Source organism: Streptosporangium sp. NBC_01810, from assembly GCF_035917355.1.
Lineage (GTDB): Bacteria > Actinomycetota > Actinomycetes > Streptosporangiales > Streptosporangiaceae > Streptosporangium.
In genome coordinates this window covers 6,848,517-6,866,410 of sequence record NZ_CP109070.1, presented here as the reverse complement: position 1 = coordinate 6,866,410, position 17,894 = coordinate 6,848,517, and the positions used below count along the sequence as shown (strand labels likewise).

The following is a 17,894-nucleotide window of genomic DNA, read 5'->3' as shown; positions in this document are numbered from 1 at the left end:
TCCGGCCCCTTCGACGTTCCAGCTCTCAAACGTTCCAGCTCTCAGATGTTCACCGCCGAACCTCATGCCTTCGTCCGCGTGCGGACATGTCAAGCTCATCTCGGGGCAGGGGAAGCGCCCTCAGCAGATCGAATCGAGAAGGCACTGAGCGCCGCGTCCGCCGTGGGCGACGACAACATCCAGGAACGGACCCAGGGCCGCATCACCCCCGCGGGCTTCACCCACGAAACGTTCGCGCAGCGCGTCAAGCAGCGCGTCAAGTGGTGCACCACCGGCTACCGGAACGGCGATCCCGGCAGGTGCGACATGTTCTCCGGTGGCATCTGAGAACTCCGGCGGCGCTGAGTCGGGTGCGTCCGAAAGATGGCCTCCGACCTGCGGCGATGAAGGCCGGACCGGCGAGGGGCCGGATTCTCTTCTAAACTACGTACTGTGATCTTCAAGCTGGTCGGCGATGGACGGCCCTACCCCGAGCACGGTCTCTCGCATCGCGAGTGGGCGCAGATACCGCCGCGACAGGTCCGGCTCGACACGCTGATCACCACGAAAGCGGTGCTCGACCTGCACTCCCTGCTTGCCAAGGACTCCACGTTCTACGGCGACCTGTTCCCACACGTGGTCCAGTGGCGCGGCGACCTCTATCTGGAGGACGGCCTGCACCGAGCCCTGCGCTCGGCCCTGCACCAGCGCTCGGTGCTACACGCCCGGGTCCTGGAACTACCCACGGAGAGCTGAGCCCCCGGGTGGGACAAGGGGATCCGCAACGGGATCCGCCGGGCTCGCAAAAGGGATGGGGCGGCAGGGGAAAGACCGCAGGAGGCAGGACGCGAGATAGGGCTCCCGCGATCGCGGGAGCCCTATCCGTGTGGCGGTGGAGGTGGGATTTGAACCCACGGATAGGTTGCCCCATCACACGCTTTCGAGGCGTGCGCCCTCGGCCACTAGGCGACTCCACCGCGGAGCAGCCTACCGGATAACCGCTATTGCTCGCGCATCCGGCGAGCGGTGAAGAACTCGGTGAGAACCGCCGCGCAATCATCGGCCAGGACTCCCGGCAGGACCTCGGGCCGATGGTTGAGGCGGCGGTCTCTGAGCACGTCCCAGAGCGACCCCGCCGCTCCGCCCTTGGGGTCCACGGCACCGTAGACGACACGATCGACCCGGGCGAGCACGGCGGCTCCCGCGCACATGGTGCAGGGCTCCAGGGTGACCACCAGCGTGCAGCCGGTCAGCCGCCACCGCCCGCACGCCTTCGCGGCCTGCCTCAGCGCGAGCACCTCGGCGTGTGCGGTGGGGTCCGCCGAGGCCTCCCTGTTGTTTCCCGCGCGCGCCAGCACGGAGCCGTCCGGGCCGATGACCACCGCACCGACGGGCACCTCACCGCGGGCTCCGGCTTCGGCGGCCTGCGCCAGGGCGAGCCTCATCTCCCCGACGTAGGCCGTCAACGCAACCGGTCGAGCTCGTCGGCGAAGGCCAGCCGCTCGGCGATCACCGAGAGCGTGTCACCGGGGAGCGCGCCCTCCTCCATGCTGAGCTCGACGAGCTCGTCGGAACTCAGCCCGAGGTCGTCCAGCAACTCGAAGTCGCCCGCCGGCCGCACGCCCAGGTCGGGGGTGTCCTTGTCGACCGCCACCCCGGCGAGCTCGGTGAAGAGCTCACCGAGGCCGTCGGAGAGCCCCGCATGGGCGTCGGACAGGAACGTGCGCGGCTCCAGGTCGCCCTGGTATCGGACGATCGCGAACCATTCGTCCTCCACCTCCACGCACAGAAGAGCAAGCTCGTCGCCGTTGAGCCCCAGATGCTCCTGAACGGCGTCGCCGAGATCGTCGACGATCTCGGCCTCACCGAGGTCGACCTCCGCGCCCTTCCAACCGTCCGTCGTACGGACGAAGGCCGCAGAGAAAACGCTGTTACCGGGTGGTCTGGAGGGCATGGCCGATCTCCCGAGGTCAGCCGAACACAGAGTCGATGGCGCGTTCGAACGGCTCGGAGAACCCCAGCCGCGCGGCGATGCTGGACAAGACGTCCTCCGGCAGGAGGTCGATGTCGCCTGACAGGATGCCGAGCTCCATCTCGTCGAGGCCCAGGTCCGCGAAGATCGACAGATCGCCCGCGGGGAGCGCCGTCTCCTCGTCCTGAAGAATCGCGTCGAGCTCGTCCTCGTCGGGAACCGGCACGTCCAGGTATTCCAGCGCCTGCCGGGCGAGCGGGAAATCCCAGGACGCGGCGATGTCGGAGAGGAAGACCTCGACCCTCTCGCCGAACACCCGTAGCGCCACGAAGAACTCATCCCCAACGGCGACCAGGCCAATCGTGCCGTTCATGCTCGGCTGCTGGCGCAGGGCGTGGATGAGGCCATCGAGGTCGGATGTGAGGGCCACGGGGAGCATCTCCGCCTCCCAGCCGTCGTCCTCGCGGTAGATCACGATGGCAAAGTCCAGCGAGTCTTCGTCTGACATGGCCATCCCCACCGAATGCTTTCTCTACGGATGTCAATGCTTTCAGAAGCGAGACCCGGACGTGGGTCTCTCCGACCAAATTGTGATCAAATCCGAGTGAGCGGGTGATGTCGAACAGGTACCGCCCTTCGTCCCCCCGGCCTGTCGCCGACCGAATGTCCAGGATATCTTTGGCCACCATGGAAACCCTGGTCGTCGACCATCCTCTGGTGGCCCACAAGCTGACCGTGCTGCGGGACGCGAGCACGGACTCGCCCACTTTCCGGCGTCTCGCCGATGAGTTGGTGACCCTGCTGGCCTACGAGGCGACCAGGCACGTCCGCGTCACCGAGTGGTCGGTACAGACGCCCGTGGCCCCCGCCAAGGGCGTGCGGCTGGCACAGCCCTACCCGCTTGTGGTCCCGATCCTGCGCGCGGGACTGGGGATGCTGGAGGGCATGACCCGGCTACTGCCGACGGCCGAGGTCGGTTTCCTGGGAATGATCCGCAACGAGTCCACGCTGCAGGCGGAGACCTACGCCACCCGGCTGCCCGAAGACCTCTCCGGCCGTCAGGTCTACGTGGTCGACCCGATGCTGGCCACCGGCGGCACCCTCGCCGCTGCGATCCAGTTCCTCTTCGACCGGGGCGCCGACGACGTGACCGCGCTCTGCCTGCTGGCCGCCCCCGAGGGCATCGCCTACATGGACGAGGTCTTCGCAGGCAGCGGCAAGCCGATCCGCCTGGTGACCGCGGCCCTGGACGAGCGCCTGAACGAGCAGGGCTACATCGTCCCAGGGCTGGGCGACGCCGGAGACCGCCTCTACGGCGTCGTCTGAGCACTCTCCGCATCGCCGCCGGCCCGAATGCTCCGGGATTTCAGAACCATCCTTTTCTCTTGAAGGACGGTTCTTCTACCTGTCGATCGTTACATAAAGCTGTCGTGCGGGTACGAAGAGTCGCGAAGACATCTCTTCTGTGTCCCCGGTCCGCCGAGGCCGCGGGCGCACACCAGGGAGAACCATGAGCGAGCGAATCATCCCGGACACCGAGCCCGACCCTTACGCGGACTTCAGCGCCGCGCTCAGGGACGAGTTCTCAAAGATCCATCCGGCGACCACGGTGACCCGTTGCATAGAGGCGGCTCACTACGGAGCGCTGGAGGTCGTCGGCCACGCCCATCCGACGCTGGTCGAGCGGATCGCTCGCAAGCACCTCGAAGTCCTCGCACTGGTCGCGAGCGAGCGCGGGTGACAGAGGTGACGGGTGACGAGGCGCACGGACGGGCTGGATGTGCCCCGCGAGGATTCGCACAGGATCCTCGCGACGCGTACGAGACCGAATGAGCCGATGCGCTTTACCTCGGCACGGCCCTGGGTAATGTATATGGCGGGTGCAGTGGGTGAGTGGTAGTGGGAGGCCAAGGTGCAGGTCAAGAAAGTCCTATCGTATAGCGCTGTCGGTTTTGTGGCGTTTTTCCTGTTCACCCGACCAGGTGACGCAGCCAACGCTGTAAGGGGTGCCATGGACACGGTTTACACGGCGGCCGATTCTCTGGCCCAATTCGTCTCACATCTGTCATGAGGCTCGTGACCCACGGGGACTCGGCTCCCTCGTCGGTCAACCGCTACCTACTCCCCCACGAACACCAGGTCATCATGGTGCGGCGCCACCCAGCCGTGCTGCTTCGCGCGGTCGCCGAGGTTTTCGGCGGCCTGATCCTCGCCGGACTGCTGAGCAAGTGGTTCGGCGACCAGGGCGGCGGCGGGGTGCTCGTCATCGTCTGGTGGGCCTGGCTGCTGTTGCTGATCCGCTTCGTCTGGAAGGTCGCGGAGTGGTCGGTCGACTACTTCGTCGTCACCTCCAAGCGCATGCTGCTCACCACCGGCTTGATCACCCGCAAGGTCGACATGATGCCGCTCGGCAAAGTGACCGACATGAGCTTCCAGCGCTCGATCCTCGGCCGCATGTTGGGCTACGGCGAGTTCGTCCTGGAGTCGGCCGGTCAGGACCAGGCTCTGTCGAGGGTTAATTACATCCCGTACCCGGAGACCCTCTACCTGGAGGTCTGCCAGATGCTCTTCCCAGGGGGCAATGATTCGGATGATTAGCGCTCTATGTCCACAATGACAGCAATGACATAGTGGCTGCCTACACTCCCTGGTGAGGATTTTTCACGCGGGGTTACCCGATTCGACTGCTTCATGCAATCATGGCGGGAACATTGACCACCCCCCGCCCTGAGAGATCAGATGCCGAGTCAGGGAACCATCGGTGACCGCGTCCGCAGGCTGCGACTGAGTAGGCGCATGTCCCAGGCCCAGCTGGCAGGACCCGACCTTTCCGACAGCTACGTCTCCCTCATCGAGTCCGGCAAGCGGACGCCGACCCCCGTGGTCGCCCGTCTGCTGGCCGAGCGACTGGGGTGCACCACCGAGTTCCTGCTGCATGGGATCGAGCCACGCCAGCGCATCGACACCGAGCTTGGTCTGCGCCACGCGGAGTTGGAGCTCCTCCACGGCGACCCGTCCGTCGCGGCGGATCGTTTCGGTGAGATCGTCAAGGTCGCCGGCGAGGAGAACGTGATGCTGGCCGCGCACGCGCGGCTCGGCCGTGCACGCGCACTGGAGGCCCAGGGCAGGGTCGGTCCGGCGCTGGAGGCGTTCGAGCGACTCCGCCGTGAGGCGGCCGCCCACCCCGAGCGCCTGGCCGACCTGCCGCTGACGGTGGCGCTGAGCCGCTGCTACCAGCGTGCCGGAGACATCCCTCGCTCTCGCGACCTGGCCGCCCACGCGCTCAGCGAGGTCAACCGGCTGCCCCTGTCGCAGGGCGAGATCGCCGTCGAACTGGCCGCCTCCCTGATGGAGGCCGAAGCCCCCCTCGGGCCCGGCTCACAGAGCATGTCCTACGTCCGGCACGTCCTGTCGGCCAATGGCGTCCCCACCGCGGTCAACCGCATCGCGGAGATCCACGCCCTCTGGCAGGCGAGCGTCACCGCCTCCAACGGCGAGGACTCGGCGCTGGCCGTCCGCCTCGCCGACGACGCGATCGCGACCGGACGCCCGGCACGGATGGCGTCGCAACTCGCCCTCATCGCGATGGACTGGGCACGTCTCGCCGCCTCCACGGGCGACGGGTCACTCGATGAGGCCCACGAGCTCGCGACCGGCGCCAGCGAGGTCTTCGCGGCGCTCCCCGAGCGCATCCACGAGTACGTCAGGAGCATCGTCGTACTCGCCCAGGTCCGGCTGGCGACCGGCGACGTTCAGGGTGCGGCGGGTCTGGCCAGAACCGCCCTCGATCTGCCGGGCGGCCAGGCGGGCGCCATCGGGGCGACCGCGCAGCTGGTTCTCGCCCGGATCGCGCTGGCCGACGGCCGAAGCGGCGTCATGACCGTCCTGAACACCGCCAGACAGTTGCTGAACGGCGTCCGGTACGAGCTTTCCGGTCCCGACCGGAAGGCCGCGCGAGTCTGGCGTGACCTCGGGGACCTGTACGGCCAGGTCGGTGCACGTGATGACCAGACCAGCGCGTATCGTAGGGCTCTCGAAACCGCTGGCGTGCGTGATGCGCTGGTGGGCGTGACCGTCGACTCGGCTCTGGTCCGGTAAGGCCGGTTTCGCTTAAAAGGTTCCAGATTTGTTTTCGCACCTCTGGAATAACTAGGGTCTACCAGTCATTGATTCATAGGATGATTGGTTTCTCCGGAGGAGGCGGACGGTGAGTCTGCGTACGGCGCAGCGAGCATCCCTCGTCGACCAAGTGATCGATCAACTCAGGGAGCAGATCACTTCTAACTCCTGGCAGATGCACGCGAAGATCCCTACCGAGACCGTGCTCGCCGAACAGCTCGGGGTCGGTCGCAACACCGTGCGCGAAGCGGTGCGGGCGCTCACACACGCCGGCCTGCTGGAGTGCCGCCAGGGTGACGGGACCTACGTTCGCGCCACGAGCGAGCTCTCCGGGGCCATGCTGCGGCGGCTACGCTCCGCCGAGCAGCTTGAGATCCTGGAGGTGCGGCGTGCGCTGGAGGTGGAGGCCGCCAGGCTCGCCGCCACCAGGCGCACCGACGCCGACATCGTCGCAATCGAGGCGGCGCTGGCCGAGCGGGATCATGCCTGGGAACTGGGCGAACCCAACGCGTTCGTCGAGGCCGACCTGGCCTTCCACATCGCGGTGGTCCGTGCCACCCACAACCTGGTGCTGATCGAGCTCTACGAGGACTTCTCGGCGGCGCTGCGTGCCAGCATCACCGCCGCGGGCACCTCGCTGAGCAGCACCCTGAACACCACCTACATCCCGCACGACGCCATCGCCCGCGCCATTTCCGCCGGTGACGCCGCCGCCGCCGAACACGCGGGACACGCGTGCATGGAGCACATCCTGATCGCCCTGACGGATGAGGGTCTCTCCGCCTGATATCTCCCGCCCATCCTTCTCACAGTGCGGGGCCCCGCCCACCGGCCGGTGGGCGGGGCGTGGAAGCGCTCAGGTCAGGCGCAGGGACATCACGAGGTAGCGAAAAGTGGGGTCGGCACCGCCGGGAACCTCGGTGATGAGGGCCGGGCGACTCGGCGACTCCATGTTGAGCCGGACGAACTCGGTCTCGACACCGCTCAGGCCGTCGAGCAGGAAGTGGGACTGGAAGGCGATCTGAATGTCGTCGCCGGACAGCTCCGCGGCGACGACCTCGGTGCCGCGGCCGATGTCGCCGCCACCCGCCTGGATGAGAACCTGCCCCTGACCGAAGGAGAGCCGGACCGCGGTGTTGCGCTCGGCGACCAGCGCGACCCGCTTGATCGCGTCGATGAACGGGGCCACCCGCAGATCGGCCCTGATCGACCAGTCGTCGGTCAGCCGCGCGCGGTAGTCGATGAACTGCTCGTCGAGCAGGCGGACGGTGGTTGACCTGCCCACGCTCTCGAAACCGGCGATGCCGTCGCCCAGCGCCACGGACACCTCGCCACCGCGCATCGATTTGGCCACCTCGACGAGCACCCGCGCGGGCACCATGGCGGCGGCCGTGGTACCCGGCCGCTCGGGGCGCCAGCCGAACTCCCTGGCCGCGATGCGGTAGCGGTCGGTGGCGGCCATGGTCACGTCGTCGCCGGAGATGTCGACCCGGATGCCGGTCAGCATGGGGAGGGTCTCGTCGCGGCTGGCCGCCGGAGCCACCTGGCCGACCGCGGCCGCAAAGATCCCACCGCCGACAGCACCGATCTTGGGCGGCATCTTGGGGAGGGAGGGAAAATCGTCAACCGGCATGGTCAACAGGCCGAACTCCGCGCTGTCGCAGGTCAGAACCGCCTCGGAACCGCTGGTGGCGACCTCCACCACGTCGCCGGGCAGGCTGCGGGTGATCTCCGCGAGAATCCGGCCCGGAATCAGTGCCCTGCCGGGCTCCGCCACGACGGCCTCGATCGAAACGCGAGCGGAGACATCGTAGTCGAAGACCGACAGCACGAGATCGTCGTCGGCCTCCAGAAGCAGGCCGGAGAGCACGGGAATGGCCGGTCGGCTCGGCAGCACCCGGGCCACCCAGGCCACCGCGTCGGCCAGGACATCACGGTTCACCCGGAACTTCACCTGATCATCCCTTCGTCCCGAACGGCACCGCCACGTGCGGAAACCGTCCTTCGACAGCACGTTATCCGCCAAGACCGACAGAACAGGGCCCGGGCCTGGGGAAATCAGCCTCGGGCGGCGTTGAGATAGGTCAGGACGGCGAGCACACGACGGTTGTCGTCGTCGGAGGGGGCAAGGTCGAGCTTGGCGAAGATGCCGGCCGTGTGCTTGCCGACCGCGCTCTCGCTGAGGAACAGGCGTTGGGAGATGGCCGCGTTGGAGCGGCCCTCGGCCATCAGCTCCAGCACCTCGCGCTCGCGCGGGGTCAGCGCGCCGAGCGGCTGGTGGCGGACAGTGCTGGCCAGCAGCTTGGCGATCACCTCCGGGTCCATCGCGGTGCCTCCCGCGGCGACCCGGCGGACCGCGTCGACGAACTGCTCGGAGTTGAAGACCCGGTCCTTGAGGAGGTAGCCGACCGCTCCCGAGCCGTCGGCCAGGAGCTCGCGCGCGTACAGCTGCTCGACGTGCTGGGACAGGACGAGCACCGGCAGACCGGGGACGGCCCCGCGCGCCGCCAGCGCGGCCTGGAGCCCCTCGTCGGTGAAGGTGGGCGGGAGGCGCACGTCGACCACCGCCACGTCGGGCCGGAGCTCGATCAGCGCCTTCAGCAGTTCGGGCCCGGACTCGACCGCTGCCACGACCTCGAAGTCATGCGCCTGGAGCAGGTGGACCAGACCGTCTCGCAGGAGGTACAGGTCCTCGGCGATAACGACTCGGAGACTCATCGGCCCAACCATAGGCGGGCCGGCCCGACCTCCGCCAACCGTTGCCGGCGGGAGTGCATCACGGGGATGAGCATGCCCGCGGCGTACATGGACAGGCCCAGCAGGATATTGAAGACGATCAGCGGCCACTGCACGGGCTCGGGCAGGTAGAGCGCGAGGAACCAGCTGAGGTGCTCGGTGTCGATGAGCTTCATGACCATCGTCACCAGCCCCTGCGGGAAGAGCGGGAGCCAGCCGAGCCCCCAGCAGATCCCGACGATGATGGCCTTTCCACGGGGCAGGGACTTGCTGTCGGTGCGTTTCTCGGCGAGCGCGTTGGGCAGGTCGAACGTGGCCGTGGTCGGGCCACCGCGCGGGCTGCTGACCGCGAGCACCCCGTCGAAGGCCGCCAGCCTGCGCTCGATGCCTCGCAGGCCACTGCCCAGGGAGGGGTCGGCCCCCCCGGAACCGTCGTCGGTGACCACGACCCGCAGCGCGTGGTCATTGCCGCTGATGTCGATCCATGCCCGCTCGGCGCCACCGTGACGGGCCGCGTTGGTGAGCAGCTCGCTGATCGAGAAGTAGGTGGCCGACTCGACGGGCGAGTCCGGGCGGGTGTCCAGGTCCACGGTGACCGTGACCTTCAACGGGCTGTCCAGCGCCAGAGCGCGCACCGCGTCGCCGAGGCCACGCTCGGCCAGGACCGGCGGGTGGATGCCCCTGACCAGGTCGCGCAGCTCGACGAGCGCGGCGGAGGATGCCTCCCTGACCTTGCCGAGCAGGGCCTTGGCCGCGGCCGGGTCCTTGTCCATCAGCTCCTCGACCGCGCCCAGCGTCATGCCCATCGCGACGAGCCTCGCCTGCGCGCCGTCGTGCAGGTCACGCTCGATCCGCCGCAGCTCGGCCGACTGGGAGTCGACGGTCGCCAGGCGCGCCTGGTCGAGCCGCTGGATCCGCGCCGCGAGCACGGACTTGGCGGTGGGAGAGAGCAGCAGGCAGTTCCACCACGCGTACCCCCGCAGCAGGCGGGGCGTCGCGACCAGTGCGACGGCGGCGGCGCATCCCAGAGCCAGGGGCACGGTCACCGGGACGGCGAACCGGGACGCCAGGACGGCGCCTCCCGCCAGGCTGAGGGGTAGCAGCAACAGAGCGGCACCGATCACCGGATTGAGGAACAGCCAGACCCCGTCCCGCCAGGTGGCCGGGTCGCCCATCATCCACTTCCAGCGGTTGTTCCAGTCGGGCCAGCGCGGCGTCTTGTAGAGCTGGCGCTCGTAGCGGTACCAGCCGTCGGGCTGGGGCCGAGACGGCAGTGGCGGCGGCAGGTAGGGAGCCTGCACCGCGGTCCCGAGCCACCTGCCGGTCAACCTTCTGGCGAGCGCCGTACGGTGCCTGATCAGCTGGACCAGCGGGGGGAACATGAAGACCATCCCCAGCCCGAACGTCAGCACGAACGCGACCAGGGTCAGCGCCACCAGCACGGCGTCCGCCAGCGCCATCGCTCCCAGAGCCAGTGCCCTGCCGACCGCCACCGCGTACGTTCTCATGGGTCAAGTGTCGGCGATCCGGCCCGGACCTGCCCAGTGGTGGTGAACGCCGTCCGGGGGTGGAGGTAGCCACACCGCCTTCGGGTGCCTGGCCTGCCCCCTCCGGGGACCCAGACGGATTCTCCCCGCACGGCACGGCTCCTAGCGTCGGTGAGCATGAAGGTCATCGAGGTCAACAACCTCCGCAAGCGATACCGCGACCACCTGGCGGTGGACGACGTCTCGTTCACCGTGGAAGAGGGCGAGATCTTTGGAGTTCTCGGCCCCAACGGCGCCGGCAAGACGACCACCGTGGAGTGTGTCGCCGGCCTGCGCGTCCCCGACTCCGGTACCGTCAGCGTGCTCGGTGGCCTGACCGGTACCGGGCTCAAGGAACAGCTGGGCGTCCAGTTGCAGAGCTCCACGCTGCCGGAGAAGCTCAAGGTGTGGGAGGCGCTCGACCTGTACGCGTCCTTCTACCGGGCCCCCGCGAACTGGGTCACGCTGATGGAGCGGGTCGGGCTCGCCGACAAGCGTGACACCCCCTACGGGAAGCTCTCCGGCGGCCAGCAGCAGCGGCTCTCGATCGCACTGGCCCTGGTCGGCAACCCTCGGGTGGCGATCCTGGACGAGCTGACCACGGGGCTGGACCCCCAGGCCCGCAGGGACACCTGGGAGCTCATCGAACAGGTACGCGACGACGGTGTGACGATCCTGCTGGTCACCCACTTCATGGAGGAGGCCGAGCGGCTCTGCGACCGGCTCGCGCTGATCGCCTCCGGCCAGGTGGTCGCGATGGACAGCCCGTCGGGCCTGATCGCCAGGGTCGGCGGGCAACAGACCATCAGGTTCCGGCCCTCCCACCCGCTCGACGACTCGGTGCTCAGGGCACTGCCCGAGGTCACCGGGGTGAACCGCAGCGGCGGACAGGTCGCGGTCACCGGTACCGGCAACCTGCTGCTCGCGATCACGACCGCCCTGGCCGCCGCCGACGTCGTACCCGCCGACCTGCGTGTGGAGCAGGCAACCCTCGACGACGCCTTCCTGCGCCTCACCGGAAAGAAGATCTCCTCGTGAACAAGATGATCCCGACAGAGGCCAAGCTCTTCCTTCGGGACCCCGGCGGCCCGATCTTCGCGGTGCTGCTGCCCCTGGTGCTGCTGCTCGTGCTGGGCAGCATCCCCGGCCTCCAGGAGGCGACCCCCGACCTGGGCGGGGAGCGGATGATCGACACTCAGCTCCCGAGCATGATGGTGATCCTGTCCGTGGTGACCATGGCGCTGACCGTCCTGCCGGGAACGCTGGTGGGCTACCGGGAGAGCGGCGTGCTGCGCCGGTTGTCCACCACCCCGGTCAGCCCGGTCCGGCTGCTGGTCGCCCAGGTGGTGAACAACCTCGCGGTGGCGATCGTCGCCACGGTCCTCCTCATCGGCCTCGGCTATCTCGTTCTCGGCTCGATCCCGCCCAGAAGCCCGCTGGTCTTCGCCGGGGTGTTCGTGCTCGGCACGGCTTCGATATTCGGCCTGGGGCTGCTGATCTCCGCCGTGGCACCCAGCGCGAAGTCCGCGCCGGGCATCGGCTCGCTGCTGATGTTCCCGCTGCTGTTCATGGCCGGGATGTGGATTCCCCGCGAACTGATGCCGGACCTGGTGCGGCGGATCGGCGACTTCCTGCCGATGGCCCCGTTCGCCGACGCACTCCGCGCCGCGTGGGCGGGGCACGCGCCGCAGCCGCTGCACCTGCTGGTGATGGCGGTGACCGTGCTGGCCACAGGTGGACTGGCCGCGTGGTTGTTCCGCTGGGAGTAGCGGCCCGGGGCCTGATCCGCGTACGCCCGCACAGTCCGCCGTGGTTCGTCCCTTGCGAGGGGCAGGGACGAGCCACGGCTTCTTTCCGTCTCCCTCCCCGGGAGGAGTTCGACGTACGTGGTCGCCGTCATCGTCGACCACGCCCACACCGCGGCGAGCACCACCTTCGCCGGACGACCGCTCTCGACGGACGCGGCTCTGGCGGAGATCGACGCCGCGATCGCACGGGTCGGCGCGGACGGCCGGATCCCGCAGGTTTCTTGCCGGCACCGCGAGTAGTTCTCCGAAAACGGGCAGAAGGTGAAACGGTTGTCTCCCGGGCGTAGGGAGGGCGTGGCTACGCTGAGGAGACCGAGGTCAGGTAGAGGGTCACGATCGTCTGACCCCCATCGGCGTCGAAGACGTCGAACACTCGCATCGTGCCCTGCTGCATGGTGTCGGTCAGGATCCTCTGCGGGTGGTCGACGGTATGGCGCAGCACCACCGGATAGCGCCCGTCACGGCCCCCCACCCCGGCCGAGAACTGATCGTCCTTGGCGTCGTACTCCAGGTAGGCCAGCGGTAGTTTCTCGGCCTCCAGCAGATCCCCGAACTCCTTGCTCATCACCTCGATCGTCACCTCGGTGCCCTCGTAGTTGCGCGTCATGTTGTCGAAGAACTCATGCCACTCCTCACGCGTAAGTTCCGGCCGCTGCTGGTTCATGTCATGGTTCCCTCCCGGTCGAAGCCCGTAGGCTGCGTCGGCCCCATTCTTAGCGATCCCGAGACCGCGCCACATCACCCGATCGAGTAGGAATCCCCCTGTCGGGGCAGCAGGATCCCGAACGCCATACGGCCGGGCAGGGCAAGCGGCCGGGGGACTGTACGGTTTTCGGCGCCGGCTCACTTTCGGTGGTGACCGAGCATGGTCACAGGTTATGAAGACGCGCTTGGGACGAATTAGCCGGCCAGAAGGGTGCCGACTAGTGGGGGGCCATGTCGACGAAGCGACTGTAGTGGCCCTGGAACGCCACGGTGACCGTGGCGGTGGGGCCGTTACGGTGCTTGGCCACGATCAGGTCGGCCTCGCCCGCCCTGGGCGACTCGCGCTCGTAGGCGTCCTCCCGGTGCAGCAGGATGACCATGTCGGCATCTTGCTCGATGCTTCCGGATTCGCGGAGGTCGCTAACCATGGGCCTTTTGTCGGTTCGCTGCTCGGGACCGCGGTTGAGCTGGGAGATCGCGATCACCGGCACCTCCAGCTCCTTGGCGAGGAGCTTGATGGCCCGGGAGATTTCCGAGACCTCGTTCTGGCGGCTCTCGGTCTTCTTCGGCGAGGACATCAACTGCAGGTAGTCGATGATGACGAACCGCAGGTCGTTGCGTTGCTTGAGACGGCGGCACTTGGCCCTGATCTCCATCATCGACATGTTGGGCGAGTCGTCGATGAACAGTGGCGCCTCGGCCACCTCGCCCATCCGCCGGGCCAGCTTGGCCCAGTCGTCGTCGGTCATCGTGCCCGAGCGCATGGCCTGCAGCGACACCCGCGCCTCGGCCGACAGCAGGCGCATAGTGATCTCGTTACGCGACATTTCCAGCGAGAACACCACGGTCGTCATGCCATGCTTGATAGCGGCGGATCTGGCGAAATCCAGCCCCAAAGTCGACTTGCCGATGGCCGGGCGGGCAGCCACGACGATCATCTGGCCGGGGTGCAGGCCGTTGGTGAGGGAGTCGAGGTCCTGGAAACCGGTGGGGACACCGACCATCTGACCACTTCGGCCGCCGATGGCCTCCAACTCGTCGAGGGCACCCGGCATGATGTCGGCCAGGGGGATGTAGTCCTCGGAGGTGCGGCGCTCGGTGACCTTGTAGATCTCCGCCTGGGCACGGTCGACGAGGTCGTCTACCTCCTCGTCCTGCCCGCCGTAGCCGTAGGAGACGATACGGGTGCCCGCCTCGATCAGGCGGCGGAGGATGGCCTGCTCCCGGACGATCCTCGCGTAGTAACCGGCGTTGGCCGCGGTCGGCACGACGGCGGTCAGCGTGTGAAGGTAGGCTCCGCCACCGACCCGGGCGACCTCGCCTCGCTTCTGCAGCTCGTCGAAGATGGTGACGGCGTCGGCGGGGTCACCGCGGCCGTAGAGGTCGGTGATGATGTCGTAGATGATCTGGTGGGCGGGCCGGTAGAAGTCGTCGGATCGCAGGATCTCGACCACGTCGGCGATGGCGTCCTTGGACAGCAGCATGCCGCCCAGGACGGACTGCTCGGCCTCGATGTTGTTCGGCGGGGTGCGCTCGAAACCTGGCTCGAAGACCGGTGGCTCCGCGATGCTCACCACACACCCCCTCTTTCGAACACAGTTACGCTATCTCTATTTTTAGCCGACCGGTGTGACAGTTTCGCGGCTCCGCGCCCCGACTGGCAACGCGGGCTGTCGACAGAGGTGTGGATAAGCTGTGCACTTCTTCCCCAGAGGTGTGGGCAGCCTGGGGACAGTCCTGTGGATAACTGTTGTCCACAGCTGTGGATACCTTTCTGACCAGGGGAAACGTAATCCACTGCCTGTGGAGAAAAGAAAGTTGGGGCGACACGCCGGGAGTCGCCTTAGATGGTATGACCCGACCGGTTCATCCCGCTGAAGATCCGCTGAGAGGTAAGAGGCAAAATGGAGCTGTGACTCTTACCCGTCGACCCGGCCCATCCGGTCGCGACCACGACAGGCAGATCCTGCGGCTGGCACTGCCCTCGTTCGGTGCCCTGGTGGCCGAACCGCTCTTCCTGCTGACGGACACCGTAATCGTCAGCCGCCTGCCCGCCCCCGCGCTCGGCGCCCTGGGGGTGGCGAGCACGGTGCTGAGCTTCCTGGTGGGGATGTGCGTGTTCCTGGCCTATGGCACGACCGCGGCGGTGGCCCGGCAGATCGGGGCGGGCCAGACAGGGCGGGCACTGCGACAGGCGGTGGACGGCCTCTGGCTGGCCACCGGGGTGGGATTGGCGATCATCGTGGTCGTCTGGCCCCTGGCACCCTGGCTGGTTCACCTGATCGGTGCCGAGGGGGAGCTCGCCCGGCAGGCGGTGACCTACCTGCGGATCAGCCTGCTCGGCGTTCCCGCCATGCTGGTGGTGCTCGCGGGCACGGGCGTGCTGCGTGGCATGCAGGACACCGTGACTCCGCTGCTGGTGTCGGTGGGATCCTTCGCGCTGAACGCGGTGCTCAACGTCGCGTTCGTCCTGGGACTGGGCTGGGGGATCGCCGGCTCGGCCTGGGGTACGGTGCTGGCCCAGTCGCTCGCCGCCGTCGTCTATCTCGCCCTGATCTTCGTCCGTTACCGCGCGCCGTTCCGCCCGGACCCGGCGGGTGTACGGGCGGCGGGCGCGGCCGGGATCGCCCTGGTCATCCGCACGGCGTGCCTGCAGACGGTGCTGGCCGTATCCGCCACGGTGGCCACCCGCATGGGCGCGGACCAGATCGAGGCCTACACCGTCGCCATCAGGATCTGGATCCTGATGGCGTTCGCCCTGGACGCGATCGCGATCGCCGGACAGGCGATCACCGGTCGCGCCCTGGGCGCCGGCGACGTGGCGGGGACCCGCGGGGCGACCTGGAGGATGGTGATCTGGGGAGCGGGCTCCGGCGTGCTGCTCGGCCTCGCCGTGGTGGTGGCCAGGCCGTTCGTACCCGCTCTGTTCGACGCGAGTCCGGTCGTCGCCACCGAACTGCTCGACCTGCTCTGGGTGGTCGCCGTCCTGCAGCCGATCGCCGGAGTGGTGTTCGTGCTGGACGGCGTGTTGATCGGCGCCGGCGACCGGCGCTACCTGGCCTGGGCGGGGGTGTTGACGACGATCGCCTACCTGCCCGCCGCGTTGCTGGTGGACCTCTGGGGCGGCGGCCTGGTGATGCTCTGGCTGGCGTTCGGGCTGTGGATGACCGCCCGGCTGATCACCCTTTCCGTGCGCGCGTACGGCACGGCGTGGCTGGTGGTCGGCAGCTGATCGGGCGGGTAATCCGGGCGTGACACTGTGGTGTCCACGACGTGACCGGATAGCCCTTGTCCCGCGTAACCCTCCTGCGGCACCGTGAAACGAGTCCGACAATAAGGATATTTAACCCACCACGATTGGCCAGGCCGTGCCCGAAGGTCCTCCCCCGTCGATCGTGCGCCGCATGCCTCCGAGCCATGCCACAGACCGGTGGACCGGCGCACGCCACGGACTGCCCATGGCCTATCGCAGGGCCGACCTCGTCGTCCTCGGTATCGGCGTCATGATCGGTGCGGGCATCTTCAGCCTTGCCGGCCGCCAGGCGGCGACCATGGCCGGACCCGGCGTGGTCCTCTCCTTCATGATCGCGGGAATCACCAGCCTGCTCGTGGCCTTCTGCATCGCCGAACTGTCCTCCGCCATGCCGACCTCGGGAAGCGCCTACACCTTCACCTACGTCATCTTCGGCGAGGTCTGGGCCTGGGTCGTGGGCTGGGCTCTGATCATGGAGCTTCTGCTGGCCACGGCGACGGTGGCCCGCGCATGGTCGCTCTACGCCGCCCAGATGCTCACCGACTTCGGGGTACGCCTTCCCGACGTGGTCGCGGGGATGGTCGGCAGGCACACGGGTTTCGACCTCTTCGCGCTGCTCATCCTGGTGATCCTGACGGCCGTGGTGGCCCTGGGCGCCCGCGTCGGACTGCGCGCCCTGTGGATCATCGTCATCGCCAAACTGCTGGCCGTCGGCGCGGTCATCGTGGTCGGTGCCCTCCACTTCGACCGGCGCAACCTCGCGGCCATCCCGGTGCCTCCGGTGCCCGCCGAGAAGGCCGAGAAAGCCCTGAACTCCCCGCTGCTCGGCATCGTCTTCGGCCAGACGGGCGCCTTCGGCTGGTTCGGCCCTCCCGGCCTCCCTGGCCCTCCTGGAGGTCCCGGCGGTCCCGGCACCGGGTTCCGCGGCAAGCACCGGCGCTGAGATCTCGGCGAGCGGCCGGAGCGCGGGCCCCATCCTTCGAAAATCCCGCCTCCCGGGAGGCCTGAGAACGTCAGAGGCGCCGGGCGTCGATCACGCTCTGCACGAACTCCCTGGTACGGGACTCACGGGGATCGGTGAAAATCTGTTCAGGGGTGCCGCGCTCCAGGAGCACGCCACCGTCGAGGAAACAGACGGTGTCGGCGATCTCGCGGCAGAAACCCATCTCGTGTGTGGTCAGGACCATGGTCATCCCCCCCTCCTTGAGCTCCCGGATGATCCCGAGCACCTCCTTGACCAGCGCCGGGTCCAGCGCCGAGGTGACCTCGTCCAGCAGCATCAGGCGGGGTTGGGTGGCCAGGGCCCTGATGATGGCGACGCGCTGCTGCTGGCCACCGGAGAGCTGATCGGGATAGGCGCTCGCCCTGTCCTGCAGGCCGAACCTGGACAGCAGGTCGCGGGCCTGTTGCTCGGCCTGCCTCCTGCCCACGCCGTGCGCCTTCCGCGGGGCCAGTGTGATGTTGTCCAGCACGGTCATGTGCGGGAAGAGGTTGAAGGCCTGGAACACGATGCCCATGCGCTTGCGCACGTCGTTGAGATCGGCGCGGGCGTCGGTGATCTCCTCGCCGTCCAGGCGGATCGTGCCGTCGTCGGCGGTCTCCAGCAGGTTCACGCAGCGCAGCAGCGTGGACTTGCCCGATCCCGAGGCACCGATCAGGCAGACCACCTCGTGCGGCTCGACCTCCAGGTCGATACCGCGAAGCACGCTGTGGCCCCGATAGTTCTTCCACAGGCCCTCGATGGTCAGCAGGCTCATGTTCCCTCCTGTTCCTTCACGGTGCCGTGCGCGCCGGTC

21 protein-coding genes and 1 tRNA gene are annotated in these 17,894 nt (G+C 68.0%); 12 read left to right on the top strand and 10 right to left on the bottom strand.

The genetic code is table 11. The features are described 5' to 3' along the window. The first annotated feature begins 45 nt into the window (after window positions 1–45). Window positions 46–327 (top strand): neutral zinc metallopeptidase, encoded by a 282-nt coding sequence (locus OIE13_RS31040; RefSeq protein WP_326829087.1) that lies wholly within the window; start codon window positions 46–48, stop codon window positions 325–327. A 105-nt stretch (window positions 328–432) separates the two neighbouring features. Next, window positions 433–735: a type II toxin-antitoxin system VapB family antitoxin gene (locus OIE13_RS31035; RefSeq protein WP_326646178.1), complete on the top strand. Its 303-nt coding sequence runs from the start codon at window positions 433–435 to the stop codon at window positions 733–735. Window positions 736–866: 131 nt separating this feature from the next. On the opposite strand, the gene OIE13_RS31030 is transcribed toward OIE13_RS31035, so the two are convergent. From OIE13_RS31030 to OIE13_RS31015, 4 genes are all read right to left on the bottom strand, one after another. Then, window positions 867–956, bottom strand: a tRNA-Ser gene (locus tag OIE13_RS31030). A gap of 24 nt (window positions 957–980) precedes the next feature. Further along, window positions 981–1,424 (bottom strand): tRNA adenosine(34) deaminase TadA, encoded by a 444-nt coding sequence (gene tadA / locus OIE13_RS31025; RefSeq protein ID WP_326646934.1) that lies wholly within the window; start codon window positions 1,422–1,424, stop codon window positions 981–983. A gap of 17 nt (window positions 1,425–1,441) precedes the next feature. Beyond that, the gene (locus OIE13_RS31020; protein ID WP_326646179.1) at window positions 1,442–1,933 is read right to left on the bottom strand and encodes a tRNA adenosine deaminase-associated protein; all 492 of its coding nucleotides are present in this window, start codon (window positions 1,931–1,933) and stop codon (window positions 1,442–1,444) included. 16 nt (window positions 1,934–1,949) lie between these two features. After that, window positions 1,950–2,459 (bottom strand): tRNA adenosine deaminase-associated protein, encoded by a 510-nt coding sequence (locus OIE13_RS31015; RefSeq protein WP_245651776.1) that lies wholly within the window; start codon window positions 2,457–2,459, stop codon window positions 1,950–1,952. Between the two features lie 179 nt (window positions 2,460–2,638). Between OIE13_RS31015 and upp the strand changes: the two genes are divergently transcribed. The 5 genes from upp (at window position 2,639) to OIE13_RS30990 (ending at window position 6,857) form a co-directional block, all read left to right on the top strand. Then, window positions 2,639–3,277, top strand: a complete 639-nt coding sequence (gene upp / locus OIE13_RS31010) for a uracil phosphoribosyltransferase (RefSeq protein ID WP_326646180.1) — start codon at window positions 2,639–2,641, stop codon at window positions 3,275–3,277. A 184-nt stretch (window positions 3,278–3,461) separates the two neighbouring features. Continuing rightward, window positions 3,462–3,692: a hypothetical protein gene (locus OIE13_RS31005; RefSeq protein ID WP_326646181.1), complete on the top strand. Its 231-nt coding sequence runs from the start codon at window positions 3,462–3,464 to the stop codon at window positions 3,690–3,692. Between the two features lie 326 nt (window positions 3,693–4,018). Further along, window positions 4,019–4,549 carry a PH domain-containing protein gene (locus OIE13_RS31000; protein ID WP_030919774.1) on the top strand — a complete coding sequence of 177 codons (531 nt, stop codon included), beginning with the start codon at window positions 4,019–4,021 and terminating at the stop codon, window positions 4,547–4,549. A gap of 141 nt (window positions 4,550–4,690) precedes the next feature. After that, window positions 4,691–6,049: a helix-turn-helix domain-containing protein gene (locus tag OIE13_RS30995; RefSeq protein ID WP_326646182.1), complete on the top strand. Its 1,359-nt coding sequence runs from the start codon at window positions 4,691–4,693 to the stop codon at window positions 6,047–6,049. Between the two features lie 109 nt (window positions 6,050–6,158). Beyond that, complete coding sequence (locus OIE13_RS30990; protein ID WP_326646183.1) at window positions 6,159–6,857, top strand: FadR/GntR family transcriptional regulator; 699 nt, start codon at window positions 6,159–6,161, stop codon at window positions 6,855–6,857. Window positions 6,858–6,926: 69 nt separating this feature from the next. On the opposite strand, the gene dnaN is transcribed toward OIE13_RS30990, so the two are convergent. From dnaN to OIE13_RS30975, 3 genes are all read right to left on the bottom strand, one after another. After that, window positions 6,927–8,024, bottom strand: coding sequence for a DNA polymerase III subunit beta (gene dnaN / locus OIE13_RS30985; RefSeq protein WP_326646184.1), 1,098 nt, complete (start codon window positions 8,022–8,024; stop codon window positions 6,927–6,929). Between the two features lie 104 nt (window positions 8,025–8,128). After that, window positions 8,129–8,788: a response regulator transcription factor gene (locus tag OIE13_RS30980; RefSeq protein WP_326829086.1), complete on the bottom strand. Its 660-nt coding sequence runs from the start codon at window positions 8,786–8,788 to the stop codon at window positions 8,129–8,131. Further along, window positions 8,785–10,314 carry a sensor histidine kinase gene (locus OIE13_RS30975; RefSeq protein WP_326829085.1) on the bottom strand — a complete coding sequence of 510 codons (1,530 nt, stop codon included), beginning with the start codon at window positions 10,312–10,314 and terminating at the stop codon, window positions 8,785–8,787. Before OIE13_RS30975 ends, OIE13_RS30980 begins: the two co-directional genes overlap by 4 nt. Before the next feature lie 156 nt (window positions 10,315–10,470). Here OIE13_RS30975 and OIE13_RS30970 point away from each other — a divergent pair, with 156 nt between their 5' ends. From OIE13_RS30970 to OIE13_RS30960, 3 genes are all read left to right on the top strand, one after another. Continuing rightward, complete coding sequence (locus OIE13_RS30970; RefSeq protein ID WP_326646187.1) at window positions 10,471–11,370, top strand: ABC transporter ATP-binding protein; 900 nt, start codon at window positions 10,471–10,473, stop codon at window positions 11,368–11,370. Window positions 11,371–11,375: 5 nt separating this feature from the next. Then, window positions 11,376–12,101 carry an ABC transporter permease gene (locus OIE13_RS30965; RefSeq protein WP_326646935.1) on the top strand — a complete coding sequence of 242 codons (726 nt, stop codon included), beginning with the start codon at window positions 11,376–11,378 and terminating at the stop codon, window positions 12,099–12,101. Between the two features lie 117 nt (window positions 12,102–12,218). Beyond that, on the top strand, window positions 12,219–12,380 hold the full coding sequence (locus tag OIE13_RS30960) for a hypothetical protein (RefSeq protein WP_326646188.1): 162 nt from the start codon (window positions 12,219–12,221) through the stop codon (window positions 12,378–12,380). Between the two features lie 58 nt (window positions 12,381–12,438). Here the strand turns inward: OIE13_RS30960 and OIE13_RS30955 are convergent, their stop codons facing one another. Together OIE13_RS30955 and dnaB are read right to left on the bottom strand one after the other, a co-directional pair. Further along, entirely contained in the window at window positions 12,439–12,804 is a 366-nt protein-coding gene (locus tag OIE13_RS30955) for a DUF5335 family protein (protein WP_326646189.1), read from the bottom strand. 259 nt (window positions 12,805–13,063) lie between these two features. Then, on the bottom strand, window positions 13,064–14,419 hold the full coding sequence (dnaB, locus tag OIE13_RS30950; RefSeq protein WP_326646190.1) for a replicative DNA helicase: 1,356 nt from the start codon (window positions 14,417–14,419) through the stop codon (window positions 13,064–13,066). 338 nt (window positions 14,420–14,757) lie between these two features. Here dnaB and OIE13_RS30945 point away from each other — a divergent pair, with 338 nt between their 5' ends. Both OIE13_RS30945 and OIE13_RS30940 read left to right on the top strand, forming a co-directional pair. Next, window positions 14,758–16,077: an MATE family efflux transporter gene (locus OIE13_RS30945; RefSeq protein WP_326829084.1), complete on the top strand. Its 1,320-nt coding sequence runs from the start codon at window positions 14,758–14,760 to the stop codon at window positions 16,075–16,077. A gap of 172 nt (window positions 16,078–16,249) precedes the next feature. After that, entirely contained in the window at window positions 16,250–17,041 is a 792-nt protein-coding gene (locus tag OIE13_RS30940) for an amino acid permease (protein WP_326646192.1), read from the top strand. 70 nt (window positions 17,042–17,111) lie between these two features. Here the strand turns inward: OIE13_RS30940 and OIE13_RS30935 are convergent, their stop codons facing one another. Then, window positions 17,112–17,855, bottom strand: coding sequence for an amino acid ABC transporter ATP-binding protein (locus OIE13_RS30935; protein ID WP_326646193.1), 744 nt, complete (start codon window positions 17,853–17,855; stop codon window positions 17,112–17,114). Between the last annotated feature and the right edge of the window lie 39 nt (window positions 17,856–17,894).